The sequence below is a fragment of the Bradyrhizobium sp. BR 10261 genome (genome assembly GCF_019455395.1).
In the GTDB taxonomy this organism is placed as follows: Bacteria; Pseudomonadota; Alphaproteobacteria; order Rhizobiales; family Xanthobacteraceae; genus Bradyrhizobium; species Bradyrhizobium manausense.
The window spans coordinates 95,352-119,681 of sequence record NZ_JACOFQ010000015.1 but is presented as its reverse complement, the minus strand read 5'-3'; the positions used below and the strand labels follow the sequence as shown (position 1 = coordinate 119,681).

Below are 24,330 nucleotides of genomic sequence, written 5' to 3'. Positions count from 1 at the left end.
GGGGTCAGTGCGACCAAACCCCGCGGCGGTCTCGGCAAAATAATTCGGCATGCGCTGTCGGATGGCGGCCCGGTCGTCCGTCCTTGGGCAGAACCCCGCCCAAGGAGCCCCCATGCCCAGGATGATTTTCGTCAATCTGCCGGTGACCGATCTCAAGCGCGCGACCGCCTTTTACGAGGCGGTCGGCGCGACCAGGAACCCGCAATTCAGCGATGACACGGCAAGCTGCATGGTCTTTTCCGAGACCATCTACGTGATGCTGACGACCCACGACAAATTCCGTCAATTCACGCCGAAGCCGATTGCCGATGCAAAAACCTCGAACCAGGCGCTGTTCTGTCTGTCCGCCGACAGCCGCAAGGAGGTCGACGATATCGTCGGCAGGGCCAAGGCTGCAGGCGGCCTGGCCGATCCCAGCCCGGTTGACGAATACGATTTCATGTATGGCCGCAGCTTTGAGGATCCGGATGGCCATATGTGGGGCGTGAACTGGCTGGACATGGCAGCCGTCCCGCCGAAGCCCGCCATGGCGAACGCCTGATCGAAACCTGAAGAGGAGCATTCGCAATGTCCAAGCTCGTGCCCTGCATGTGGTTCAACGGCGATGCGGTCGATGCCGCCAAGTTCTACGTCTCGCTCGTTCCGAACTCGGAGATCACGCACGTTCAGCACAACGTCTCGGATAGCCCGTCCGGCAAGGAAGGCTCGGTGCTGGTCGTCGAGTTCACGGTGGCCGGGCAGCCCATGGTCGCGCTCAACGGCGGCATGAAGATGGAATACACGCATGCGATCTCGCTGATGATTCATTGCGACGACCAGGCCCAGGTCGACAGCGTCTGGAATGCGTTCCTCGCAAATGGCGGCAAGGAAGAACAGTGCGGCTGGCTTAGGGATCGCTGGGGCGTGGCCTGGCAGGTCGTGCCGAAAGTGATGTTCGAGTTCCTCACCAGCCCCGATAAGGCGGCCGCCGCCCGCGCATGGCAGGCCATGACGAAGATGGTGAAACTGGACGTGGAGGTGTTGCGGCGAGCGTTCGAAGGCAAATCGGCGGCGTGAGGGCCAGTGCCGTTGCCATGCGACAGATGTCATCGCCCGCTAAGGCGGGCGATCCAGTATTCCAGAGGCCTTCGTCGAAGAGCTCCCTCTCACAACGACCGCCGCGGCGTACTGGATGCCCCGGCCAAGCCGGGGCATGACAGCGGAATTCGTGGCCATGCGAGAGCGCGCCGCTAATAATTGATCCTAAGCCCGACGCCGCCGTGGATCGTGTTGCCGACAGGCTGCGGGCCCAGGGTGCCGTTGGCGAAGAGGTCCACCACCCAGCCCTTCTGCGCACGGAAGCCGAGACGGCCGCCATACTCGAACCAGCCCTGGTTGCCCATCGTCGGCACCACCATGCCGTCGCCGGTCACGGTGGCGACGATGCCGCTGTGGCTGGCGAACGACTGCACCCAGCCGCCGTTGATATTGGTCTCGATATTGTTGGCGAAGAGATGGGTCCACTGGCCGCCGATCTTGACGAGGCTGGTGCGGTCGGTGCCCGTTGCAATGGTGGCGTTGAACGGATTGAACGCGACCGTGTTGTCGGCATAGCCTGACACGCGCTGCCAGAGCTGCCAGAGTTCGACGGAAGCTGCGACCTCATCGCGCGGTGACAGGCGACTGATCCAGCCGACGCGGCCATAGACTGCATAATTGGAAGCGTCGGTTGAGCTCGTCACGCTGACCGGACCGAGGCTGGAGGTGTAGCTGCGGGTGTAGCGCGCCTTCTCCCACGGCGTCAGGATCGTGCCGACGTCGAAGAACGGCCGCGATGAGCCCCAATCGGTGAAGTCATAGCGCAGCGCAAAGGCGCCGATCGGCGCGCTGGTGATGTGATAGCCGCCCTCGCTGTATTGCGTGTAGGCGATACCGGCAAGCAGCGACAGGTTGGGCGTCAGCTCCTTGCGGCCGTGGATGCCCGCCGAGAACGAGCCGGCCGAGCCGAACGCGCTGATGCAGTCGCTGCAATTGATCTGCTCGTTGACGCCAAGCAGCACCGTGCCGAGCACACGGTTGGTGATCATCTGATTGAAGCGCTGGCCCGCGAGTCCATTGACCGAGTTGCCGCTGGAATCGGAGCCGGTCGGCGTTGGGCTCGGCAGCGGGGTCGGGCTCGGCGACGGCGATGGGCTCGGGGAGGGCGATGTGCCTGGTGTCGGGGACGGCGAATAGGTCGGTGAAGGGGAGGGTGTCGGATTGCCGCACTCGGATTCGCAAAAGGTCGCGGCTGTCGCTGGACGGGCGTCGAGCGCGAACAGCGTGAGCGCGGCGGCTGCAGCGAGTGTGCAGGCCAGTACGAGGCGTTTGAAGTCGGGCGTTGCCATCGTCAGCGTCCACACAGCATGCCGTCGTCATGGACGGCGGGCGTGGTCGGCGAGGCATCGGCATATTGGTTGACGGCGCACAGACCGGCATTGGCGGCGCAGTTGGCTGCGAACGTCCAGGGCGGCGAGTTGGTCTTGGTGATCGTGACTTTGCCGCCGGTCGAGGTGATGATCGCGGTGTCGCCCGGCTGGGTGAGCTGAATGCACTGGAAGCTCAACGTGCAGACGCTCGCCGCTCCCTCCTGAAGCACGACGACCGAGCGGCTGCGCTGCGAGAGGATGTCGAGGATTGTGCCGCGAACGCCGATGGTCGCCAGCGGTGTCGTGATCTTGTAGGCGGTCTTCTCCGAATGTCCGGTGACGAAGCGGAATGCGCCGGTCGCCATTCGGATGGCGACGTCGCGATAGCTGTGTTCGTCGTTGAAGACGGTGCGATCGAGCTTCAGCGTCGCACTCGGCCCGAGCGAAAGATTGGTGCTGTCGGCCATGACAAAACGCGCCGCACTATCGGCGCCGGTGCGCACGGTCTCGTCGCGGAGCATGCTGTCGCCGACATTGATTGGCGTCGTGCTCGCGGCCACCCGCACCACTTCGTTCTGCACGAGGACGGCTTCGCCGACGCGCGTCTGGGCCTGCACAGAAGGCGCAGCGCACGATGCAGCCGACAGCAATGTTGGGAAAAGCAGAAAACGCAGATTCATGTCGTAACCGAGCGAGGCCCCTGATCGTGCTGGATCGCGCACGCTCGTGTTGTGGCAGAATTATCACAGGCGGCGCGAGACGAGCGCTAGCTTAGTGACAGTTGCGGCAGAATGCGTTCAATGCATCGGCTGAGTGATTTTTTATTCGCGGTGACGCCGATTTGCCACGCAAAATAGCCCTACAGCAGTCGCTTGAAGCACATGCGATGCCGATGACGTCGCGAAGCGCAGTGATCGCTGTCGCGATCTTCCTAGCCGCGCATCTCGCGCTGCTGATCGGGCTGACGACGCCGGACAAGTTCGTGTTCGACGAGGTGCATTACGTGCCGGCAGCACGGCAGATGCTGGGCGTCACTGCGCCGCAGCCGATGCTCAATCCGATGCATCCGCCGCTGGCGAAAGAGCTGATCGCGGCGTCGATCGCGGCATTCGGCGACAACGCGTTTGGCTGGCGCTATCCGGCGACCTTGTTCGGCGCGCTCGCTGTCGTCGCGATCTATCTCTGCGGGCTCGCGCTGTTCGGCTCGCAAGCACCCGCGGTTGCGACGGCGCTGATCGCGGCCTTCAACCAGATGCTCTATGTGCAGGCGCGCATCGCGATGCTCGACATCTTTGCACTTAGCCTCGGCTTGCTCGCCATCGCTGCTTTCATGCACGGCTTTCGGCGAGCGCGGCCGCAGGCGCTGTTCGCGATCGCGGGTGCGTTGTTCGGTCTCGCAGCTGCCTGCAAATGGAGCGGCTTGTTTCCGCTCGCTGTCTGCATCGCAATCGTTGCGGTGATCCGCCTGATGCAGGGCTGGCATACTCTGTTTGCCGATGCGAGGCCAACTGACTGGTACCGCCCTGATCTCTGGCCCACATTCAGGGCGCATCATGCCGCGCTCTGCTTCGCGCTGTTGCCGGCAGTGACGTATATCGCCGCCTTCGTTCCGCTCTACGGCCTGTCGCTGCCTGATCTGATCGAGGCGCAGCGCCGGATCTTCGCCGACAACACCACCACTGCGATCGCCGGCCACACCTATATGAGCTCGTGGCCGTCCTGGCCGTTGCTGGCGCGGCCGGTGTGGTTCCTGTTCGACAAGACATCAGACGACAACGTCGCGGCGATCGTCTTCCTCGGCAATCCGCTGGTCGCCTGGCCGGCGCTGCTCGCGCTTGCCGTTGTGTTGCGCGACATCGTCGTCGCGCGTCGTTGGGATGCGTTTCTGATCGCGGCGTTCTATTTCGGCTGCTGGCTCGCCTGGGCTTTGCTCCCGCGCACGCTGGGCTTCATCTACTACTATCTGCCGGCCGCAACGGTCGCGTCGCTTGCGCTGGTCTATGCGCTGCGCCGAGAGGGACTGCCGCGCTGGCTGCTGTGGGCCTATGTCGGCATGGCTGCCGCCGGCTTTGCGGTGATGCTGCCGATTTCGGCGGCCTTCATCGGCACATCGATGCAGACGTTCAACCGGCTGATGCTGTTTCAGAGCTGGATCTGACAACAGAAAACCGCCTGCCAGTCTCGCGGCAGGCGGTTTGTCGATTGTGGCAATGGCGTCTCAGGTCACTTGTTCAGATCATTTGGACGCGGTCTTGGTGTCCATGTTCACGACCTGGACGCGGCGGTTGATCGGGTCGGCGCCGTTGGCGGCGTCCTTCAGCTTGGTCTTGCCATAGCCGACGGTGACGAGGTCACTGCCGTTGAGACCGTAGTTCTGCACCAGGTACTTCTTGATAGTATCGGCGCGACGCTCCGACAGGCCCTGATTGTACTCCTCCGTGCCGATCGCATCGGTATGGCCGGCGACCACGAAGGTCGAGCCTTTCAGCGACGGGTCGGACAGCGCCTTGCCGAGGGCTTGCACCGATGCCACCGAGGTCTTGGCGATGTCGGCCGAGTTGTAGTCGAACTGGATCTCCAGATCGATGTTCGGCTTGGTCGAAGCAAGCTCGGCGATCTGGTCACGTTCGCCCATCGAGAGCGAACGGGTCTGCCGGTTGCGCACGGAATTCAGGAAAGTCGCTTCCTTGGCCTGCGCGGTTGGATCGGCCTGCGGACCGACGGAGAGGCCGCGGGTGATCGGCTTCGGCTTCAACGCATCCAGGATCTGGCTGGACGAGACGTTGCTGTCGCCGGCGAAAGCCAGGCCCGCCGTCAACGACAGCGCGGCCGTGAGCGTGATCGCCCTCAGTCCAAAAGACTTATTGAAATGGGTCATTGTCGTATCCTTGCTGTGACGCCTGATGGCAATTTGATGCTCCGAGCATAGGGAAGGTTCAAAAGCTCCGATGTGATGCGGGTCACATTCCAAAGGACCGAAACGTCGGCTGCAGGCTAGCGCCGGAGCCAGTCGGCATCCATGGCATGCTCGCGCCACTGGCACCGCGCTACCATCAGAAAGGAGCGCTGTCTCGTTCGGCATCGAAGCAGAATCCTGATCCATCACGCATTCTCGGACGAGGTTTCAATAGCTGCTGGACTCGCAGCTCCAGCGGGTACAATCTTTTGCCATTGCTCGTCACCTGCCGGATTGCCCGCTGCGTTAGCAGCCCGAAAAGCGATCGTCGCAGCGACTCCCAGCTCGGTTCGGGCAGCAGAAATCCCCGAGTGATCCAAATCACAGTGCGTCCTTGTGAGTTGGATCAGATTGCTGTCATCGGATCGGCTAAGGCCGATGCGAGAGCAGCGAAGAAGTTTGGATCAGGGGAGAATGATCATGCGCTTCTTGATCGCAGCAATTTCACTCGCAGCATTCATCGTCAGCGGCAACACGGCCCTCGCTGACAAGCGCGTCGCCTTCGTGGTCGGCAATGCCGCCTACAAGAACGTCCCGCAGCTTCCCAACCCCGCGATCGATTCCAAGGCAATGGCCAGGGTGCTGCGCAATGTCGGCTTCGATGTCGTCGAGGGTGCCAACCTCACGCGTGACGCCATGACTGCAAAACTCCTGGAGTTCGGCAAGAAGAGCGAGGGTGCCGATGTCGCGGTGTTCTTCTATGCCGGCCACGGCATTGCCGTGAACGGCATCAACTACCTGTTGCCGATCGATGCAGACCTGAAATCCGAGATGGACGTCAAGCTGGGCGCGGCGATCAATGTCGACCTCACGCTCGATCAAACCATGTCGGACGCGAAGGTGAAGCTCGTGTTCCTGGATGCCTGTCGTGACAATCCTTTCGCGGCAAAGATCCGCTCGGCGAAAGCCACCCGATCGGTCAACGTCCAGGCCGGTCTGGCAGAGATGAAGTCGGGCGAGGGCACGCTGATTGCCTTTGCCACCGGCCCAGGTCAAACCGCGCTCGACGGCGAAGCCGGGACCAACAGCCCGTTCACGCGCGCGCTTGTCGCCAACATTGCCCAGCCTGGGATCGAGATTCAGCAGGCGATGACCAAGGTCCGCGCCCAGGTCAGTGACGAGACCGGTAAAGGGCAATTGCCTTGGGGGCACACCAACCTGACGGGCAACGTCTACCTCAATCCGGTTGGCGGGCCGGCTGCGGGCGCGACTGATACGTCGAGCGCGCCGGTGATGGCCGCAAGCAAGCAAGGCTCCGACGTCGAACTCGAGTTCTGGCGCTCGATCAAGGACTCCAACAGGGTCGAGGAGCTCAACGCCTATCTCACCAGCTATCCCAACGGCACGTTCAAATCGATCGCACTCGCCCGCATTGCGGCGTTGCAGGATGGTCCATCCAATGCCACCCGCAACCTGTCGGTTGGGATCGATCCCGCGACCTTCACGGAAGAGGCCAACCAAGTATCTGAAGACCAGGTTGGTCTGGACAAGAGCCAGCGTCGTGACGTGCAGCGTCGCCTCACTGGGCTCGGTTTCGACGTCAGGGCGACAGGCCAGTTCGACGACGAGGCGCGTTCCGTGATCAGGCGGTGGCAGGCTGCGCGCGGTTATCCCGCTACGGGCTATCTCAACAAGCTCCAGCATAAGGCTCTGCTGTCGGAGATTGTCTCGACCCGCGCGGCTTCCTCGGCACAGGCAGACGATGAGCCGGCGCACCGCCGTTACTCGGGCGGTGGCGGTCGCCGCCATTATAGCGGCGGTGGTGGCGCTCCGGCAGGTCCCGGTGGTCTACTCGGCGGTATGATGGGCGGGTTGTTCGGCCGCCGCTGAGGGTGCAGGGGAGTAAGTAAAAGGCGGCCCGCTTTGGGCCGCCCATTGTTCCGGAACCAGTGCTTACCCATCGTCGCAAAGCCGTCGCGGCATGGCCTGCGTGCGAACAAGAATTTGGCCAGATACACGCCTAGCAGACCTCGACGAGCCGTCACCGCAAGCCGAAGGGAGCTGAGTTCCATCCAGTGCCGAGGCCCAGTGACTACCAATTCTATCGCAGCGGCCCGCCGGATCGGACTGTGTCTCTGAGCGCGATGCCCATCTATATCGGCGCGGCAATGATCGCGGTGGCGATCCTGCTCTCGACGTTGATCACGGGGCTCACCAGCCGCTATGTCGGGCTTGAAGCACCGACCGACGAGAACATGTGGCTGGTGGACCGTCTCACCGGCAGCGTCTATCGCTGTCAGGCGGAGGGGCGGGGCAGGGCCTCCTGCGAGCCCGACATCGCCACCGGCAGCCTCAGTGACAGGCCCAACGACCGGACCAAGCCTCCGAAGGCCGGCCGTTAACGTCGGTTCGCTTTGCATTGCAGCAAGAAAATTGTCTTCTCCACGAAACGTTCTCGCCGGAAAATACGTAATTGCGAATGCCGGCATGACGCCGGTTTCGTTTTGCTCAAGGAGACTTTTCGATGAAGACCTTGCTCACCGCCGCAGCCTTTGTCGCGTTCGCTCTTTCCGTTTCGCCCGCATCCGCCGCCATGATGGCGTGCACCAGCGCCAATATGATGAAATCGACGGCCATGATGACCGGCACCGCGGACACGCCCGCCAAGATGGCCATGAACAAGGAAATGGCCATGGCCAATACGGACATGAGCATGGGCAAGATGAAGGGCGCCTGCATGCATTACATGAAGGCGCAGAAGGCGATGACGATGAAGTAGGCCTCGGCCGCACCATCCGCCGCGCTGTCAGCAGATGGCAGCGCGGCTTTTCTATGCAGCGTTGTTCTTGCTCTTGTCCTTTTTCTTGGCGCGAATCCCACTACATTGCCTCGCGCAATGCCCCGCGCCCCAAAACCCCTCCCAATCCCGACGACACAGGCCCGGCAGATCTGGCTGCGGGCCCAGCGGCTCGACACGCGTGAACCATTCGGGGACGGGCCGCAGGCGGTTAAAGACGCGGTCGCCCATCTCGGCTATGTGCAGATCGACACTATCAACGTGATCGAGCGCTGCCACCACCACATCCTGTTCAGCCGTATCCCGTCCTATCGCCGCGCCGATCTGCGTCATGCCCAAAGCGTCGACAAGAGCGTGTTCGAATACTGGACTCATGCACTGTCCTACGTACCGTCGGATGATTTTCGCTTTTTCCTGCCGGCCATGCGCGAGCACAAGCGCGAAGGGCACAAATGGTACGCGTCGGTGACGCCGGCCGACACCCGCAAGGTGATGCGGCTGCTACGCGCCGGTCCCCTGACCATTCGTGACATCGAGGACGATGTGCTCACCGAGAAGGAGCATCTCTGGCAGAGCCGAAAACCTTCGAAGCGGGCGCTTCAGCTGGCCTTCTATACCGGCGTCGCGACCATCGGCGCGCGCCAGGGCATGCTCAAGACCTATGATCTGATGACGCGGCATTTCGGCTGGGACAAATTGCCGAAGCCGGCATCGCCGAAGGAGATCACGGCCTATCTGCTCGACCGCGCGCTGCGCTCGCAGGGCATCGTCAGTCTCGATTCGATCTGCCATCTCGATGCGCCGAGCAAGAAGGCGGTGGGCGCCCTGGTCGCTTCGCGCGTCCGGCGCGGCGAACTCGTGCCTGTGGCAATTGAAGGCGCCGGCAAGCAGGCGCATTGGGCGACGCCCGCGGCGCTCGAGCCTGCCGAGGTGCCGCCGGACCTCGTCCACATCCTCTCGCCGTTCGATCCGCTGATCATCCAGCGCAAGCGCACCAATCTTATCTTCGGCTACAACCATCTGTTCGAGGCCTATGTGCCGAAGGCCAAGCGCCAGCTCGGCTATTTCGCGCTGCCGGTGCTGGTCGGCGACGAGATCGTCGCCGCGCTCGATCTCAAGACTGACCGGCAGGCGAAGAAGGTGTTGATGCAGAAATGGACCTGGGTCGGGCAGGGCAAGAAGACGGCAGGGCGCAAGGAGCTGAAGCGAAAGATCGAGGACGAGCTCGATCGTTTCGAGCGGTTTCAATTGGCGGAGTGAAGATCGTGCGCTTGTTCCATTGACTCTTTGCCCGCGATGCTCAAAACCGGGATCAGCTCACAAAAGCAACAATACGGGGGGACGCCATGAGCCAGACCACGACCTATACCGCTTCCGCCGGTGCGAAAAGCGCCATTGAGACCTCAACGATTAGCGCCATCTCCTGGCGCCTGATCCCGTTTCTGGTTCTGGCCTACTTCTTCTCCTATCTCGATCGCGTCAATCTCGGTTTCGCCGCGCTGACCATGAACGCGGAGCTGAAGTTCACGCCGCTGATCTTCTCGTGGGGCGCCGGCATCTTCTTCATCGGCTATTTCATCTTCGAGGTGCCGAGCAACCTTGCGCTGGAAAAGTTCGGCGCCAGCCGCTGGATCGCCCGCATCATGGTGACCTGGGGCATCATCTCGGCGCTGATGGCGCTGGTGAGCGGCGTGACCAGCTTCTACGTCCTGCGCTTCCTGCTCGGCGTCGCCGAAGCCGGCTTCTTCCCCGGCATCATCCTCTATCTCACCTATTGGTATCCGGCCGAATATCGCGCCCGCTTTCTCGCAGCCTTCGCGATCGCCGTGCCGGTTTCGACTGTGATCGGCGCGCCGATTTCGGGCCTGTTGCTCGGGCTCGACGGCGTGATGGGTCTGAGGGGCTGGCAGTGGCTGTTCATTCTCGAGGGCATTCCCTCGGTGCTGCTTGGCATCGTCACCTGGTTCTACCTCACCGACAAGCCGGAGAAGGCGGACTGGCTCTCGGCCGAGCAGAAGGCCTGGCTCAAGGCGAAGCTCGATTCGGAGATCGCCGCCAAGCAGGCGGTGAAGCATCTGTCGCTCGGCGAAGCCTTGTCGTCACCGAAGGTGATCGCACTCAGCCTGATCTATTTCGGCTTCGTCGGTGCGCTCTATGGCATGCAGTTCTGGCTGCCGCAGATCGTCAAGGCGTTCGGCCTCACCAATGCCCAGACCGGCTTCGTCACTGCAATCCCTTATCTGTTCGGCACCATTGCCATGATCCTGTGGGCGCGGCATTCGGACGCCACGCGCGAGCGGGTGATGCATGTCGGCGCGCCCATGATCCTGATTGCGATCGCGCTCGCCATCTCCAGCTATCTCACCGACCCCACCCTGACCATGGTGGCGCTGACCTTCGCCGCGATCGGCGTGTTCTGCGTCTTCGGCGTGTTCTGGACCTTGCCGACTGCCTGGCTCTCCGGCACGGCGGCCGCCGGCGCCATCGCGCTGATCAACTCGATCGGCAATCTCGCCGGCTTCGGCGGGCCTTATCTGATCGGCTGGGTCAAGGAAGCGACGGGGCAGACCTCGACAGGTCTGCTGGTGCTCGCCGTGCTGCCGCTGCTCGCCGGCATTTTGGTCTTCATCGGCGGACACGAGACCAAGCACGAGTTCGGTGACCAGGGGCGGTGATCCAACGTCGCCATGGCTTTCGCGCAGCCTTTTGTAGGGTGGGCAAAGGCGCGCTCTTCGCGCGCCGTGCCCACGATCTCTTCCGACATCGCCAAAGGCGTGGGCACGCGGAGCCTGTCATCGGGCGCGCATTCGCGCGACCCGCAGGCTTTGCTCACCCTACGATAGCACCTTCCTGACTACCACTTGGTCGACCTTACCACCTCTTAACGATCACGCACTCCTGATGACTGACGATTATTGACTTTTATCAGTGATCAGTCGACATTCCTCTCATTGCAGACGCAGGAGTGTCCTCCGATGTTCGTTCGGCACGTTTTGTCTAGCTATTCCAGGCTCCTGGCAGGTGTGTCGCTGGCCCTGATGGCCGCGGCGCTGGCCGGATGCAACGATTCCGTGGCGCAAAAAGCCGAGCCGCCGCGGCCGGTCCTGGTCGCGACCGCGCATTATGACGCCGAGACCCCGGAGCGCAGCTTCGTCGGCACCATCAAGCCCCGCATCGAGAGCGATCTCGGCTTCCGCGTCGCCGGCAAGGTCGCAAAACGCCTTGTTGAGGTCGGCCAGACCGTGGAAGTCGGTCAGGCACTCGCCACCCTCGACGAGGTCGATCTGAAGCTCCAGGCCGAGCAGGCCGTCGCCGAACAGACCGCCGCAACCGGCGTGCTGGCCCAGGCCGCCGCGGCAGAGCAGCGGGCCAAGGATCTGAAAGCCAAGGGCTGGACCACGGACGCCGCGATGGATTCGAGCCGCGCCGCGGCTGACGAAGCCCGTGCGCGCCTTGATCGCGCCGTACGCTCGGTCGAGCTGACCAAGAATTCCCTTTCCTACGCGACGCTTGTTGCCGACGCCCGTGGCGTCGTCACCGCAACGCTGATCGAGCCCGGCCAGGTGGTCGCCGCGGGCCAGGCTTCGATCCGTGTCGCCCGCTTTGCCGAAAAGGAAGCGGTCGTCGCGATCCCTGAGACGCTGGTTGGACGCGCCAAGTCGGGCGTCGCCAGCGTCACTCTTTGGTCTGAGCCGGACAAGAAATATGTCGCGAAGCTGCGCGAGATCGCGCCCGCCGCCGATCCGGCCACGCGCACCTATCTCGCAAAATTCTCGCTGCCCGAGGCTGGCGACAAGGTCGCGCTCGGCATGACCGCGACGCTGACGCTGTCGGATGCCGGCACCGAGCGCGTCGCACGGCTGCCGCTGTCGGCGCTGTTCAACGAAGGCGGCAAGCCGTCCTTCTTCGTCGTCGACGACAACGGCGCGGTCACGCTCAAGCCTGTTGTGGTGAAGTCCTACGACAGCAACGACGTCGTCATCACCGGCGGCGTCGACGAGGGCGCCAAGATCGTTGCCCTCGGCGTGCAGAAGCTCGATCCCGGCCAGAAGGTGCGGGTCGTGTCGGCGCTGTCTTTCTAGGCGTGGCTACCAGTTACGTCGTGTGAGGTGAGCTTCTGCCTTTGCCCCTACGCAAAGGCTGAAGCGGCGAAGCGATCCAGAACCTGCCCAGCCCCCTGGATTGCTTCGCTGCCTCGCGACGACGGTTGATCAGAGCGGCTGTCGTTTGGGCAATTGGATCGATTTTCCGGAGAGTGCGATGAAGCGCTTCAACCTTTCGGCCTGGGCCGTCAGCCATCCGACGCTGGTCCTGTTCCTGATGCTCGTGCTCGGCGTTGCCGGCTTCTTCTCCTATCAGAAGCTCGGCCGCGCCGAAGATCCGTTCTTCACGGTGAAGGTGGTCAACGTTTCCGTGCTGTGGCCGGGGGCGACCGCACAGGAGATGCAGGCCCAGGTCGCCGATCCCATCGAGAAAAAGATCCAGGAGCTGCCCTATTTCGAGAAGGTGCAAACCTATTCCAAGCCGGGCTTCACCGCGCTCCAGGTCACCTTCCGCGACTCCACGCCGCCAAAGGACGTGCCGTATCTGTTTTATCTGCTGCGCAAGAAGCTGGTCGACGTGCAGGGCCAGTTGCCGGCCGGCATTCTCGGACCCGTCGTCAACGACGAATTCTCCGACGTCGATTCCATCCTCTACATGATGACCGGCGACGGCGCCGACTACGCCCAGCTCAAGAAGGTCGCGGAAGGTTTCCGCCAGCGCCTCCTCAAGGTGCCCGGTGTCACCAAGGTCGACATGTACGGCAACCAGGACGAGCGCATCTTCGTCGAGTTTTCGCACGCCAAGCTCGCCACGCTCGGCATCACGCCGCAGGCGCTGTTCGATTCGCTCGCCAAGCAGAACAACGTGACGCCGGCCGGCACGGTCGAGACCTCGTCGCAGCGCGTGCCGCTGCGCGTCACCGGCGCGCTCGACGGCGCCAAGGCCGTGGCCGAGACCCCGGTCGAAAGCAACGGCCGCGTCTTCCGCCTCGGCGACATCGCCACCGTCACCCACGGCTATGTCGATCCGCCGAGCTTCGTCGTCCGTCAGGAAGGCAAGGCCGCGATCGGCATCGGCGTCGTCACCGCCAAGGGCGCCAACATCCTCGAGCTCGGCAAGGACGTCGAGAAGGCGACCGCCGAATTCATGAAGGCGGTGCCGCAAGGCGTGGACGTCTCGCTGATCGCCGATCAGCCCAAGGTGGTCGAGCATGCCGTCGGCGAGTTCGTGCACTCCTTCATGGAAGCGCTCGCGATCGTGCTGTTCGTCTCGTTCCTGGCGCTGGGCTGGCGCACCGGCATCGTGGTCGCGCTCTCCGTGCCCTTGGTGCTCGGTATCGTCTTCATCGTCATGAACTCGATGTCGCTCGACCTGCACCGCATCTCGCTCGGCGCGCTGATCATCGCGCTCGGACTTCTCGTCGATGATGCGATCATCGCGGTCGAGATGATGGTGGTGAAGATGGAGCAGGGCTGGGATCGCATGCACGCGGCATCCTTTGCCTGGGAATCAACTGCGTTTCCGATGCTCACGGGAACGCTGGTCACGGCCGCTGGCTTCCTCCCCATCGGCTTTGCCAATTCCGCGGTCGGCGAATATGCCGGCAGCATCTTCTGGATCGTGGCGATTGCGCTGATCGCCTCATGGTTCGTGGCGGTGATCTTCACGCCCTATATCGGCGTCAAGCTGCTGCCGAACATCAAGGTCCACGCCAACCACGATCCGCATGCGGTCTACGAGACCCGCATGTACCGCGGCTTGCGTGCCGTCGTGCAATGGTGCGTCAGCCACCGCATCACCGTGGTGGCCGCGACCGTTGGCGTCTTCGTGGCCGCGATCGTTGGCTTTGGCCATGTCCAGCAGCAGTTCTTCCCGCTGTCGGAGCGCCCGGAGTTGTTCCTCCAGCTGCGCCTGCCCGAGGGCACCGCCTTCAACGTCACCGAGAAGGCCGTGAAGAAGGCCGAGACGCTGCTCAAGGACGACAAGGACATCGAGACCTATACGTCCTATGTCGGCCAGGGTTCGCCGCGCTTCTGGCTCGGCCTCAACCCGCAACTGCCGAACGAGGCGTTCGCCGAGATCGTCATCGTCGCCAAGGGCGTCGAGGCGCGCGAGCGCGTCAAGGCCAAGATCGAGGGCGCCGTCGCCGACGGCATGCTCACTGAAGCGCGCGTCCGCGTCGACCGCTTCAATTTCGGCCCTCCCGTCGGCTTCCCCGTGCAGTTCCGCGTGATCGGGCCTGACGCCAACAAGGTGCGCGAAATCGCCTATCAGGTTCGCGATGTCATGCGCGAGAACAAGAACGTCAAGGACGTCCAGCTCGACTGGAACGAGCAGTCGCCCTATCTCAAGCTCGTCGTCGACCAGGACCGCGCCCGCGCCATGGGCCTGACCCCGCAGGAGGTCTCGCAGGCGCTGTCCATGCTGATCTCCGGCGCGCAGGTCACGACCGTGCGTGACGGCATCGAGAAGGTCGGCGTGGTCGCCCGTGCGATCCCGTCGGAGCGTCTCGACCTCGGCGGCGTCGGCGATCTCACCATCACCTCGAAGAACGGCGTTGCCGTGCCGCTGCAGCAGATCGCCAAGATCGAGTATGCGCACGAGGAGCCGATCATGTGGCGGCGCAACCGCGACATGGCGATCACGGTGCGTTCCGACGTCGTCGACGGCGTGCAGGCGCCTGACGTCACCAACCAGATCACGCCGAAGCTTCAGGCCATCAAGGACACCCTCGAGCCGGCCTACCGCATCGAGCCGGGTGGTGCGTTCGAGGAATCCGCCAAGGGCAATGCCTCGATCTTCATCCTCTTTCCGGTGATGGTCATGGTGATGCTGACGCTGCTGATGATCCAGTTGCAGAGCTTCTCGCGCCTGTTCCTGGTGTTCCTGACCGCGCCGCTCGGCATTGTTGGCGCCTCCTTCGGCCTCAACGTCGCCAATGCCCCGTTTGGCTTCGTGGCGCTGCTCGGCCTGATCGCGCTCGCCGGCATGATCATGCGCAACACCGTCATCCTGGTCGACCAGATCGAGACCGACGTCAGCCACGGCCTGACCCGCCGCGAGGCGATCGTGGAGGCGACGGTCCGCCGCGCCCGTCCCGTGGTGCTGACGGCGCTTGCCGCCATCCTGGCCATGATACCGCTGTCGCGCTCGGCGTTCTGGGGCCCGATGGCGATCACCATCATGGGCGGCCTGTTCGTCGCGACGTTCCTGACGTTGCTGTACCTGCCGGGCCTCTACGCCCTCTGGTTCCGCAAGAGTCTGGACGAGGCCGGAACGCCCGAGCAGCCTGCCGCACCGCAACATGGCAGCGATGACCCGCACGCAATTCCGCTTGCCGAAGCGGCTGAATAGATGAGAAGACTGCTGACCAACGAGTCCTGACTGATGGCCCTTGTTTCGGAACATATCGAAGTCGACACCCGGGATCGCATCCTCGAGGTGGCCGAGCGGCTGTTCCGCCAGATCGGCTACCAAAAGACCACGGTCGGCGACATCGCCAAGGAGCTCAGGATGAGCCCCGCCAACGTCTATCGCTTCTTCGAATCGAAGAAGGCGATCCATCAGGCGGTGGCGCGCTCTTTGATGGGCGGGGTCGAGCTGGAGGCGCAGCGGATCGTGGCGCGGCCTGGTCCGGTGCTGCCGCGTTTCCGCGAGCTGCTCACCACCATCCACCGCATGAACACCGAGCGCTATGTCGGCGATAACAAGCTGCATGAGATGGTCGCGATCGCGATGGAGGAGGATTGGGACGTCTGCGTCACCCATATGGAGTGCATCGCCGGAATGATCGGCCAGATGATCGCGCAGGGCGTCGCCTCCGGCGAGTTCGAGGCGCCGGACCTGCAACTGGCCGCGCTCTGCTCCTGCTCCGCGATGATCCGCTTCTTCCACCCCCAGATGATCGCCCAGTGCGCCACCAAGCCGGGCCCGACCATCGACCAGATGATCGATTTCGTCATCGCCGGTCTGTCGCCGCGTCACTGACGGGGCGGGCATTTTCCCCTATAAGTTGATGTGCCGCCCGCCAGAGGGTGAGGGGCAAGGACGGATCAACAAACTCCGTCATTGCGAGCGCAGCGAAGCAATCCAGACTGTCTCCTCGGGGGGATTCTGGATTGCTTCGCTACGCTCGCAATGACGAAAAGGAAACAGCGGCGTGACCGAGAAAGACCTGCATTTCTACGAACCCTCCAAGGGCCACGGCCTCAGGCACGACCCTTTCAACGCCATTATTGCGCCGCGGCCGATCGGCTGGATCTCGTCCCGCGATGCCAAGGGCCACGTCAATCTCGCCCCCTATAGCTTCTTCAACGCCTTCGCTTACGTGCCGCCGATCATCGGCTTCTCCTCCACCCACTGGAAGGACTCGGTCGAGAACATCCAGCAGACCGGGGAGTTCGTCTGGAATCTCGCCACCATGGATCTGGCCAGGCAGATGAATGCGACCGCCGCGCATGTCGCGCCCGAAGTCGATGAGTTCAAGCTCGCAGGGCTGACGGCAGTCCCGGGCAAGCTCGTCAACGTGCCGCGCGTCGGCGAGAGCCCGGTCGCCTTTGAGTGCAAGGTGTCCGATATCGTCCGTCTCAAGGGTGCTGACGGCAAGGAGGCGAATGCCTGGCTGACGCTCGGCGAGGTCGTCGCCGTCCACATTGACAAGGCCATGATCAAGGACGGCGTCTACCAGACCGCCGCGGCCCGCCCGATCGTGCGCGCCGGGCGCCGCGGCGACTATTTCGAGATCAAGCCGGAAAACATGTTCGAGATGGTCCGGCCGGATTAGGTCGCGTCTCGCTCCACACGTCATTCCGGGGCGACGCGTAGCGTCGAACCCGGAATCCACCGACCAACGCTGCCGCACGATGGATTCTCAGGTGCGCAATTGCGCACCATAGCTCGCGCCTGACGGCGCGCCCCGGAACGGCGGCGGAGATGCTGTCCCCGAACCCACCCGGAACTGCCTGCACGCCCCAACCGTTATGGTTCGGACGGCCGCCCGGCCGCGTTCAATCGCGTCATTTTGCCCGCGAAGTGCTCACTCACTCCGGCCACTTTCCGCTAAAATGCCCTGTCACCGCGCCGATCCATGAGGTCCGCCATGAGCTTCCGCCGCGACAGACTGACAAAACCGATCTTTTCCTGGGCCCGCGGCGTGCTGCCGGCGATGTCCGACACCGAGCGCGAGGCGCTGGAGGCGGGCGACGTCTGGTGGGACGCTGACCTCTTCACCGGCAACCCCGACTGGTCGAAGCTGCTGAAGACCCCGCAGGCGACATTGACCGCCGAGGAGCGCGCCTTCCTCAACGGCCCCGTCGATGAGCTCTGCGCCATGCTCGACGAGTGGAAGATCTTCTGGGAGTGGCGCGACCTGCCGCAGGACGCCTGGACCTTCATCAAGCGCGAGAAGTTCTTCGGCATGATCATCCCGAAGGAATTTGGCGGCCTCGGCTTCTCACCCTATGCCCATTCGGAAGTGGTGCGGAAAATCTCGACCCGCTCGATCGCCGCCGCCGTCACGGTGATGGTGCCGAACTCGCTCGGCCCCGGTGAGCTCCTGATGCGCTTCGGCACGAAAGAGCAGCAGGAGCGCTGGCTGCCGCGGCTTGCCGACGGCCGCGACATTCCCTGCTTCGGCCTCACCAGCCCGGAGGCGGGCTCCGACGCCGCCTCGATGGTCGACAGCGGCATCATCTGCAAGGGTGTGTTCGAGGGCCGCGAGGTCACAGGTCTCCGGCTGAACTGGCACAAGCGCTACATTACGCTCGGTCCCGTCGCGACGCTGCTCGGCCTCGCCTTCAAAGCCTATGATCCCGATCATCTCGTCGGCGATCAGGAAGAGCTCGGCATCACCGTCGCGCTGATCCCGACCCATCTGCCCGGCGTCGAGATCGGCCACCGTCATCTGCCGTCGATGCAGGTATTCCAGAACGGCCCGAACTGGGGCCGCGATGTCTTCATTCCGCTCGACTATGTCATCGGCGGCCAGGAACGGCTGGGCCAGGGCTGGAAGATGCTGATGACCGCGCTTGCCGCCGGTCGCGGCATCTCGCTGCCGTCGCTCTCCGCAGCCGGTGCCGCCTATGCGGCACGGACGACCGGAGCCTATGCCCGCATCCGCGAGCAGTTCGGCATCTCCATTTCCAGGTTCGAGGGCGTCGAAGAGCCGCTCGCGCGCATCGTCGCCACCGCTTACCAGCTCGACGCCGCGCGGCGGCTCACTTGCGCGGCGCTGAATGCCGGCGTCCACCCCGCCGTGATATCAGGCATCATGAAGCTGCATGCGACCGAACGCATGCGCATCGCGATCGACGATGCCATGGACATCCACGGCGGCAAGGCCGTGATCGACGGCCCGCAAAACTATATCGGCAATCTGCACCGCGCCGTGCCTGTCGGCATCACCGTGGAGGGCGCCAACATCCTGACGCGCAACCTCATCATATTCGGGCAGGGCGCAATCCGCGCCCATCCCTATCTGCTCGACGAGATGAACGCGCTTGCGGACACCGATCGCGAGCGCGGGCTTACCGCATTCGACAAGGCGTTCTGGAAACATGTCGGTCACAGCTTCCAGACGCTGTTCCGTGCCTTCGGACGAAGCTGGACTTTTGGCGCTTTTGCGCTGGCGCCGGATGCCGGCGATGCAACACCGTTCTATCGCCAGCTCTCGCGCTACTCCGCGGCGTTCGCGCTTTGCGCCGATATGGCGCTGCTGACGCTTGGCGGCGCGCTCAAGCGCAAGGAGATGTTGTCGGCGCGTTTCGGCGACATCCTCTCCGAGCTGTACCTGCTCTCGGCCGCGCTGAAACGCTGGCAGGACGAGGGCCGGCAGAAGGAGGATTTTGCCGCGTTGGAATGGTGCATGGCGACGGGCTTCAAGACCATCGAAGCGAGGTTTGCCGAAATCCTCGCCAATTTGCCGAACCGCTTCGTCGCCGTCATCCTCAAGCTCGTGGTCCAGCCCTTCGGTGCCCGCGTACTCGGTCCCTCCGATCGCGTCGTGCATCAATGCGCCAGCCTCGTGCTCGAGCCCTCGGCCGCACGTGAGCGCCTCACGCCGGATCTCGCCCACGTCGATGACGACAGTGGCTTCGCCCGGCTGGAGCGCGCCTTCAAGCTGGTCGCGGCGACCGACGCCATTGCCAAGCGCATGCGCGCCGCGCATGTCCGGGACTGGAAGGACGCGGTGACCAAGGGCGTGATCACGCAGGCCGAAGGCGAGCAGCTCGCTTCCGCTCATGCAGCGGTCACAAGCGTCATCGAGGTCGACGATTTTGCGCCGGAGGCGCTGTCGCCGATTTACAAGAAAACCGGCGACGTGCATCAGTTCTTCCAGGAACTCGGTGAACAGAGGGCGGCGAGCTGATGGCACGACCGGTTTTCATCGTCGACGGCAGCCGGACGCCGTTTCTGAAGGCGAGATCCGGGCCCGGGCCGTTCACGCCTGTCGATCTCGCCGTGCAATGCGGACGGCCGCTGTTGGCGCGCCAGCCGTTTGTGCCAACGGATTTTGACCAGGTCATCCTCGGCTGCGTCAACGTTATCGCCGACGAGATGAACCCGGCCCGCGTTGCCGCACTCCGGCTCGGCATGGGCGAAGACATGGTTGCCTTCACCGTGCAGATCAATTGCGGCTCCGGGATGCAGTCGATCGACACCGCCTATCGCTATATCCGCGAGGGCCATGCCGACATGATTTTGGCTGGTGGCACCGAGGCGCTGAGCCACGCGCCGCTGGTCTGGCCGAATTCCGGCGTGCGCTGGTTCGCTGGCCTCGCCACGGCCAAAGGCCTAGCCGCGAAGCTCGCCGCAGCGTTCAGGCTGCGGCCGCGCTATCTCAAGCCGATCATCGGCCTCGAGCGCGGGCTCACCGACCCCATCACCGAACTGAACATGGGCCAGACCGCCGAAGTCGTCGGTCATCTCTTCGGCATCACCCGCGCGCAGGCCGATGCCTATGCCGCCGAAAGCCATCGCCGGCTCGCCCATGCGCAAGCCGAAGGCTTCCTGAAAGGCGAGGTCGAAACTGCGTTCTCGCGAGACGGCAAATTCTTCGACCATGACGACGGCGTGCGGCCGGACTCCACGGCCGAGACGCTGGCAAAACTCCGGCCGGTGTTCGAGCGTCCCTGGGGCCAGGTCACCGCCGGCAATTCCTCCCAGATCACCGACGGCGCATCGTGGGTGATCCTCGCCTCCGACGCGGCTGTGGCAAAACACAAGCTGACGCCGAAAGCCGCGATCGTCGACAGCAACTGGGCCGCGCTCGATCCCAGCGTCATGGGGCTCGGCCCCGTGATGTCGGCGACGCCGCTGCTGACCCGCAACAACCTCACCCTCCAGGACGTCGAGACCTGGGAGCTGAACGAGGCCTTTGCCACGCAAGTGCTCGGCTGCCTCGCCGCCTGGAACGACGACAAGTTCTGCCGCGAGATTGACCGCGAAAAACTCAACGTCGATGGCGGCGCCATTTCGCTCGGCCATCCCGTCGGCACGTCAGGCAACCGCATCGTGCTGCATCTCGTCAATGCGATGAAGCGGCTCGGCACGCGGCGCGGGATTGCCACCGAATGCATCGGTGGCGGGCTCGGCGGCGCCATGCTGATCGAGGCGGTGTGATCATGGATTCAAGAATCATGACCGCGCTCGGCGATCGCGTGCTCTCGCTCGGGCCCCCGCCGGCAGCAGATGGTCCCTACAAGCACTTCAAGCTGACGCGTGACGCCGATGGCATCGCCTGGCTGTTGTTCGATCGTGCGGATTCCAGTGCCAACACGCTGTCCTCCGATGTGATGGAGGAGTTCGACGCCGCCCTCGCGGCGATCGAGACCGAGCGCCCCGCTGGCCTCGTGATCCGTTCGGCGAAACCGTCCGGCTTCATCGCCGGCGCGGACGTCAACGAATTCCGCGGTGCGTCCGATCCCAAGGTGGTGGAAACGCGGATCCGTGCCGCGCATGCGGTGGTCGATCATCTGGAAGCTCTCAAGCTGCCGACGGTCGCGGTCATCCACGGTTTCTGCCTCGGCGGCGGGCTCGAGGTCGCGCTCGCTTGCCAGTCGCGCATCGCCATCGACGGCGCGCGCTTTGGCTTCCCGGAGGTGATGCTGGGCCTGCATCCCGGCCTCGGCGGCACCGCGCGTTTCACGACGCTGGTCAATCCGACTCAGTCCATGGCGCTGATGCTGACCGGCCGCACCATCGATGCACGCCGCGCCAAAGCGCTTGGCCTCGTCGACAGCGTGACGCAGGAGCGTCACGTCAGGGGCGCCGTGAAGGACGTGCTGTTCGGCCGCCTGAAGCGGGTCAAGCCCGGCCTGCTCACCCGCGCGGCCAATCTCGGCCCCGTGCGCGGGCTGCTTGCCAAGCGCATGCGCACCGAGGCGGCGAAGGCCGCGCCGCGCGAGCATTATCCTGCGCCTTACGCGCTGATTGATCTCTGGGAGACGCATGGCGGCAGCAAGGCCGCGATGCTGCAGGCGGAGCAGGCCTCCTTCGCCAGGCTGATGGTGACGCCAACCGCGCAGAATTTGATTCGCGTCTTCTTCCTGCGCGAGCAGATGAAGAAAGCCGCAGGCTCCGGCAACACGATCAAGCACGTCCATGTCATCGGCGCCGGCGCCATGGGTGGCGACATCGCGGCTTGGGTCGCCGGGCAGGGGCTGCGCGTCTCCCTGGCAGATATGAAGGCCGAGCCGATCGCGGGGGCGGTGAAGCGCGCCGCCGAGCTCTACGGCAAGATCATCCGCAAGCCGATCGAGGTGCGCGACGCGCTCGATCGGCTGATCCCGGACATGGACGGCGAGGGCATCCGCAATGCCGATCTCATCATCGAGGCGGTGCCGGAAAAGCTCGAGCTGAAGCAGAAGGTCTATGCCGGCCTCGAGCCCAGGATGAAGCCGGGCGCGATCCTTGCAACCAACACGTCGAGCATTCCGCTTCAGGATTTGCGCACCACGCTGGCGCGGCCGGAGCGGCTGGTCGGCCTGCATTTCTTCAATCCGGTATCGCGCCTGCAACTGGTCGAGGTCGTCAGCCATGACGGCAACGACGCGCAGGTGCTGAGGGAAGCGCTCGCGTTTGTCGGCGCGATCGATCGCCTGCCGCTCGCGGTCAAGAGCTCGCCCGGCTTCCTCGTCAACCGCGCGCTGACGCCCTATATGCTCGAAGCCATGGTGATGCTGGACGAGAAGACCGACCAGCGCCTGATTGATGCGGCCGCGGAACAGTTTGGCATGCCGATGGGACCGATCGAGCTCGCCGACCAGGTCGGTCTCGATATCTGCCTCGATGTCGGCGACATGCTCCGCGCCAAGTTCGGCGACATGCTGCCGCCGACGCCGGCCTGGCTGCGCGAGAAGGTTACCAGGGGCGAGCTCGGCCGCAAGTCCGGCAAGGGCTTTTACACCTGGAAGGACGGCAAGGCCGAGAAGGCGCCATTACCCGAGACCGGTCCGCGCGTCACTGATCAGATGATCGACCGCCTGGTGCTGCCGATGTCCAATGTCTGTGTCGCAGCCCTGCGCGAAGGCATCGTCGACGATGGCGATGCGGTCGACGGCGCCATGATCTTCGGCACGGGTTATGCGCCGTTCCGCGGCGGTCCCCTGAACTATGCGCGCACGCGCGGCGTGGAAAATATTGTATCCACCTTGCGCGCGTTGGCCGAGCGATTCGGCGAACGCTTCGCGCCCGATCCGGGCTGGGACAATTTCAAGTGAGAGACGCATGAGCGACCAGGGGACTACCGAGCCGAGCGGCGATCTCTGCATCCGCACGCTGGCGATGCCCGCCGACACCAACGCCAATGGCGACATCTTTGGCGGCTGGCTGCTCAGCCAGATGGACGTCGGCGGCGGCGTGTTCGCCTCGAAAGTCGCGAAGTCGCGCACCGTTACGGTCGCGATCGAGGCGATGAATTTTCGCAAAGCGGTTTATGTCGGCGATCTCGTCTCCGTCTACGCCACCCTTGTGCGCGTCGGCCGCACCTCGATGACCGTTCATCTCGAAGCCTGGGCGCTGCGGCGGCGCGAGCTGCAACCGATGCTCGTGACCGACGGCAATTTCACCTATGTCTCGATCGACGATCACGGCCACCCACAAGTGATTCAGCGAAACGATCCGCCAATCGCGACGTAATCGCGCGCCGCGCTTCGTCCCGTCTCGCGAAAACTTGCGGCATCGCGAAACGCGGCACTGATGAGTCAACCCGTCGCTTCTTTGCCAAGAACGGGTCACAAAACGGATGAGGTCCCGGCGTACTCAATAGCCCGTCGATTCGGGGTGGAACGGCCGATTTGCTCTCAGGAACCTTTGGGCAAAATTGCCGTTATTTGCCCGCACTGAGGAATCCACGGGCCATGCCAGACAGCTACATTATCGAAGTTAACTCGGAGACCGCGGGCATCGTCGTGCGCGGTCAGGGCGGCTACCGCTTCTTCGCCTCGTCCCATCAATTCAATCGCCTCGAAGGCCAGCTCTTCCGCAACGCCCGCGAAGCCGAACGTGCTGCGCGCAAGCTGGTGAACGGCGATGTGAAGGAGGCGGCGTAGGAGCCGTCATTCCGGAGCGCGCGGAGCGTGGTCGGAAATTTTTGCAGCCCTTGATGCCGCTGCCTTTTCCTTCTCCCCTTGTGGGAGAAGGTGGCGCGAAGCGCCGGATGAGGGGTATCTCTCCAACTCGCAAGATCGTTCGTGAGGATAGATAGCCCTCACCCGTCTCGCCGCTAACACGGCGAGCCACCCTCTCCCACAAGGGGAGAGGGAAAGAGCATGATCACAATTTCGTCGCCGAGCGCGACAACAGCTTCCACTCGTCGCCCTGTTTCTGCCAGTTCATCAGGATGTGAAGGCTGTTTGCCACTTTCTTTCCGTCGGTCATCATCTCGGCCATCCAGTGGAAGCGGACGATCGCGGCAGGGCCGACGATCTTGATGGTCGGATCCTTGTACGCAATCGACAGGAATTTCGTCTTGCCGTCTGTGGCATTGGCGACGAAGGCTGCCTTGTCCTCGAGGAAGCCGTTGGAATGGCTGTAGCTCAGATCGTCCGCGCATAGCGCACTGAGCGCCTTTGGATCGGCCGCGATCTGGGCGAGGCGAAAAGCCTCGACTTTTTGTGCCACCGCATCAAGGTCGGTCCTGGCGGCGTGATCGCGATCGAGTGTCATCGTATCCTCCATTCTTGATGTTGCGGCCAATGTTGCAGCCG

The 24,330-nt window shown here is 63.6% G+C and carries 21 protein-coding genes; 17 read left to right on the top strand and 4 right to left on the bottom strand.

What is annotated here, in order from left to right; genetic code table 11:
* Positions 1 to 112: 112 nt before the first annotated feature.
* The gene (locus HYH07_RS19255; protein ID WP_220003965.1) at positions 113 to 541 is read left to right on the top strand and encodes a VOC family protein; all 429 of its coding nucleotides are present in this window, start codon (positions 113 to 115) and stop codon (positions 539 to 541) included.
* Positions 542 to 567: 26 nt separating this feature from the next.
* Entirely contained in the window at positions 568 to 1,056 is a 489-nt protein-coding gene (locus HYH07_RS19250) for a VOC family protein (RefSeq protein ID WP_220003964.1), read from the top strand.
* Positions 1,057 to 1,229: 173 nt separating this feature from the next.
* Here the strand turns inward: HYH07_RS19250 and HYH07_RS19245 are convergent, their stop codons facing one another.
* Positions 1,230 to 2,366, bottom strand: coding sequence for a hypothetical protein (locus tag HYH07_RS19245; RefSeq protein WP_220003963.1), 1,137 nt, complete (start codon positions 2,364 to 2,366; stop codon positions 1,230 to 1,232).
* 2 nt (positions 2,367 to 2,368) lie between these two features.
* Positions 2,369 to 3,067 carry a FecR domain-containing protein gene (locus HYH07_RS19240; protein WP_220003962.1) on the bottom strand — a complete coding sequence of 233 codons (699 nt, stop codon included), beginning with the start codon at positions 3,065 to 3,067 and terminating at the stop codon, positions 2,369 to 2,371.
* Between the two features lie 212 nt (positions 3,068 to 3,279).
* Between HYH07_RS19240 and HYH07_RS19235 the strand changes: the two genes are divergently transcribed.
* On the top strand, positions 3,280 to 4,545 hold the full coding sequence (locus HYH07_RS19235; protein WP_228749644.1) for a phospholipid carrier-dependent glycosyltransferase: 1,266 nt from the start codon (positions 3,280 to 3,282) through the stop codon (positions 4,543 to 4,545).
* A 78-nt stretch (positions 4,546 to 4,623) separates the two neighbouring features.
* Here the strand turns inward: HYH07_RS19235 and HYH07_RS19230 are convergent, their stop codons facing one another.
* Positions 4,624 to 5,265, bottom strand: coding sequence for an OmpA family protein (locus HYH07_RS19230; RefSeq protein ID WP_220003960.1), 642 nt, complete (start codon positions 5,263 to 5,265; stop codon positions 4,624 to 4,626).
* Positions 5,266 to 5,763: 498 nt separating this feature from the next.
* Between HYH07_RS19230 and HYH07_RS19225 the strand changes: the two genes are divergently transcribed.
* The 14 genes from HYH07_RS19225 to HYH07_RS19160 all read left to right on the top strand — a co-directional run bounded on the left by HYH07_RS19225 (position 5,764) and on the right by HYH07_RS19160 (position 23,673).
* A complete protein-coding gene (locus HYH07_RS19225; protein WP_220003959.1) occupies positions 5,764 to 7,173 on the top strand; it encodes a caspase family protein in 1,410 nt (469 codons plus the stop codon).
* Between the two features lie 254 nt (positions 7,174 to 7,427).
* Positions 7,428 to 7,685: a hypothetical protein gene (locus tag HYH07_RS19220; RefSeq protein ID WP_220003958.1), complete on the top strand. Its 258-nt coding sequence runs from the start codon at positions 7,428 to 7,430 to the stop codon at positions 7,683 to 7,685.
* 122 nt (positions 7,686 to 7,807) lie between these two features.
* On the top strand, positions 7,808 to 8,062 hold the full coding sequence (locus HYH07_RS19215; protein WP_220003957.1) for a hypothetical protein: 255 nt from the start codon (positions 7,808 to 7,810) through the stop codon (positions 8,060 to 8,062).
* Positions 8,063 to 8,179: 117 nt separating this feature from the next.
* Complete coding sequence (locus HYH07_RS19210) at positions 8,180 to 9,340, top strand: winged helix-turn-helix domain-containing protein (protein WP_220003956.1); 1,161 nt, start codon at positions 8,180 to 8,182, stop codon at positions 9,338 to 9,340.
* 86 nt (positions 9,341 to 9,426) lie between these two features.
* Positions 9,427 to 10,755 (top strand): MFS transporter, encoded by a 1,329-nt coding sequence (locus tag HYH07_RS19205; RefSeq protein WP_220003955.1) that lies wholly within the window; start codon positions 9,427 to 9,429, stop codon positions 10,753 to 10,755.
* 300 nt (positions 10,756 to 11,055) lie between these two features.
* Entirely contained in the window at positions 11,056 to 12,162 is a 1,107-nt protein-coding gene (locus HYH07_RS19200) for an efflux RND transporter periplasmic adaptor subunit (RefSeq protein ID WP_220003954.1), read from the top strand.
* A gap of 178 nt (positions 12,163 to 12,340) precedes the next feature.
* Complete coding sequence (locus HYH07_RS19195) at positions 12,341 to 15,478, top strand: efflux RND transporter permease subunit (RefSeq protein ID WP_220003953.1); 3,138 nt, start codon at positions 12,341 to 12,343, stop codon at positions 15,476 to 15,478.
* A gap of 33 nt (positions 15,479 to 15,511) precedes the next feature.
* Complete coding sequence (locus HYH07_RS19190) at positions 15,512 to 16,111, top strand: TetR/AcrR family transcriptional regulator (RefSeq protein ID WP_220003952.1); 600 nt, start codon at positions 15,512 to 15,514, stop codon at positions 16,109 to 16,111.
* 172 nt (positions 16,112 to 16,283) lie between these two features.
* Entirely contained in the window at positions 16,284 to 16,907 is a 624-nt protein-coding gene (locus HYH07_RS19185) for a flavin reductase family protein (protein ID WP_220003951.1), read from the top strand.
* A 315-nt stretch (positions 16,908 to 17,222) separates the two neighbouring features.
* On the top strand, positions 17,223 to 19,490 hold the full coding sequence (locus HYH07_RS19180; protein WP_220003950.1) for an acyl-CoA dehydrogenase: 2,268 nt from the start codon (positions 17,223 to 17,225) through the stop codon (positions 19,488 to 19,490).
* Positions 19,490 to 20,743 carry an acetyl-CoA C-acetyltransferase gene (locus HYH07_RS19175; protein ID WP_220003949.1) on the top strand — a complete coding sequence of 418 codons (1,254 nt, stop codon included), beginning with the start codon at positions 19,490 to 19,492 and terminating at the stop codon, positions 20,741 to 20,743. Before HYH07_RS19180 ends, HYH07_RS19175 begins: the two co-directional genes overlap by 1 nt.
* 2 nt (positions 20,744 to 20,745) lie before the next feature.
* Positions 20,746 to 22,842, top strand: coding sequence for a 3-hydroxyacyl-CoA dehydrogenase NAD-binding domain-containing protein (locus HYH07_RS19170; RefSeq protein WP_220003948.1), 2,097 nt, complete (start codon positions 20,746 to 20,748; stop codon positions 22,840 to 22,842).
* Positions 22,843 to 22,849: 7 nt separating this feature from the next.
* On the top strand, positions 22,850 to 23,260 hold the full coding sequence (locus HYH07_RS19165; RefSeq protein WP_220003947.1) for an acyl-CoA thioesterase: 411 nt from the start codon (positions 22,850 to 22,852) through the stop codon (positions 23,258 to 23,260).
* Positions 23,261 to 23,481: 221 nt separating this feature from the next.
* Positions 23,482 to 23,673, top strand: coding sequence for a hypothetical protein (locus HYH07_RS19160; RefSeq protein ID WP_057756983.1), 192 nt, complete (start codon positions 23,482 to 23,484; stop codon positions 23,671 to 23,673).
* Positions 23,674 to 23,896: 223 nt separating this feature from the next.
* On the opposite strand, the gene HYH07_RS19155 is transcribed toward HYH07_RS19160, so the two are convergent.
* A complete protein-coding gene (locus tag HYH07_RS19155; RefSeq protein ID WP_220003946.1) occupies positions 23,897 to 24,289 on the bottom strand; it encodes a nuclear transport factor 2 family protein in 393 nt (130 codons plus the stop codon).
* Between the last annotated feature and the right edge of the window lie 41 nt (positions 24,290 to 24,330).

Excerpts from the sequence above, each read along its gene's own strand:
- HYH07_RS19180 (WP_220003950.1), top strand. The coding sequence starts at position 17,223 with ATGAGCTTCCGCCGCGACAGACTGACAAAACCGATCTTTTCCTGGGCC.
- HYH07_RS19155 (WP_220003946.1), bottom strand. The coding sequence starts at position 24,289 with ATGACACTCGATCGCGATCACGCCGCCAGGACCGACCTTGATGCGGTG.
- HYH07_RS19205 (WP_220003955.1), top strand. The coding sequence starts at position 9,427 with ATGAGCCAGACCACGACCTATACCGCTTCCGCCGGTGCGAAAAGCGCC.
- HYH07_RS19165 (WP_220003947.1), top strand. The coding sequence starts at position 22,850 with ATGAGCGACCAGGGGACTACCGAGCCGAGCGGCGATCTCTGCATCCGC.
- HYH07_RS19240 (WP_220003962.1), bottom strand. The coding sequence starts at position 3,067 with ATGAATCTGCGTTTTCTGCTTTTCCCAACATTGCTGTCGGCTGCATCG.
- HYH07_RS19250 (WP_220003964.1), top strand. The coding sequence starts at position 568 with ATGTCCAAGCTCGTGCCCTGCATGTGGTTCAACGGCGATGCGGTCGAT.
- HYH07_RS19200 (WP_220003954.1), top strand. The coding sequence starts at position 11,056 with ATGTTCGTTCGGCACGTTTTGTCTAGCTATTCCAGGCTCCTGGCAGGT.
- HYH07_RS19225 (WP_220003959.1), top strand. The coding sequence starts at position 5,764 with ATGCGCTTCTTGATCGCAGCAATTTCACTCGCAGCATTCATCGTCAGC.
- HYH07_RS19235 (WP_228749644.1), top strand. The coding sequence starts at position 3,280 with ATGACGTCGCGAAGCGCAGTGATCGCTGTCGCGATCTTCCTAGCCGCG.
- HYH07_RS19230 (WP_220003960.1), bottom strand. The coding sequence starts at position 5,265 with ATGACCCATTTCAATAAGTCTTTTGGACTGAGGGCGATCACGCTCACG.
- HYH07_RS19190 (WP_220003952.1), top strand. The coding sequence starts at position 15,512 with ATGGCCCTTGTTTCGGAACATATCGAAGTCGACACCCGGGATCGCATC.
- HYH07_RS19175 (WP_220003949.1), top strand. The coding sequence starts at position 19,490 with ATGGCACGACCGGTTTTCATCGTCGACGGCAGCCGGACGCCGTTTCTG.
- HYH07_RS19255 (WP_220003965.1), top strand. The coding sequence starts at position 113 with ATGCCCAGGATGATTTTCGTCAATCTGCCGGTGACCGATCTCAAGCGC.
- HYH07_RS19160 (WP_057756983.1), top strand. The coding sequence starts at position 23,482 with ATGCCAGACAGCTACATTATCGAAGTTAACTCGGAGACCGCGGGCATC.
- HYH07_RS19170 (WP_220003948.1), top strand. The coding sequence starts at position 20,746 with ATGGATTCAAGAATCATGACCGCGCTCGGCGATCGCGTGCTCTCGCTC.
- HYH07_RS19195 (WP_220003953.1), top strand. The coding sequence starts at position 12,341 with ATGAAGCGCTTCAACCTTTCGGCCTGGGCCGTCAGCCATCCGACGCTG.
- HYH07_RS19210 (WP_220003956.1), top strand. The coding sequence starts at position 8,180 with ATGCCCCGCGCCCCAAAACCCCTCCCAATCCCGACGACACAGGCCCGG.
- HYH07_RS19245 (WP_220003963.1), bottom strand. The coding sequence starts at position 2,366 with ATGGCAACGCCCGACTTCAAACGCCTCGTACTGGCCTGCACACTCGCT.
- HYH07_RS19215 (WP_220003957.1), top strand. The coding sequence starts at position 7,808 with ATGAAGACCTTGCTCACCGCCGCAGCCTTTGTCGCGTTCGCTCTTTCC.
- HYH07_RS19220 (WP_220003958.1), top strand. The coding sequence starts at position 7,428 with ATGCCCATCTATATCGGCGCGGCAATGATCGCGGTGGCGATCCTGCTC.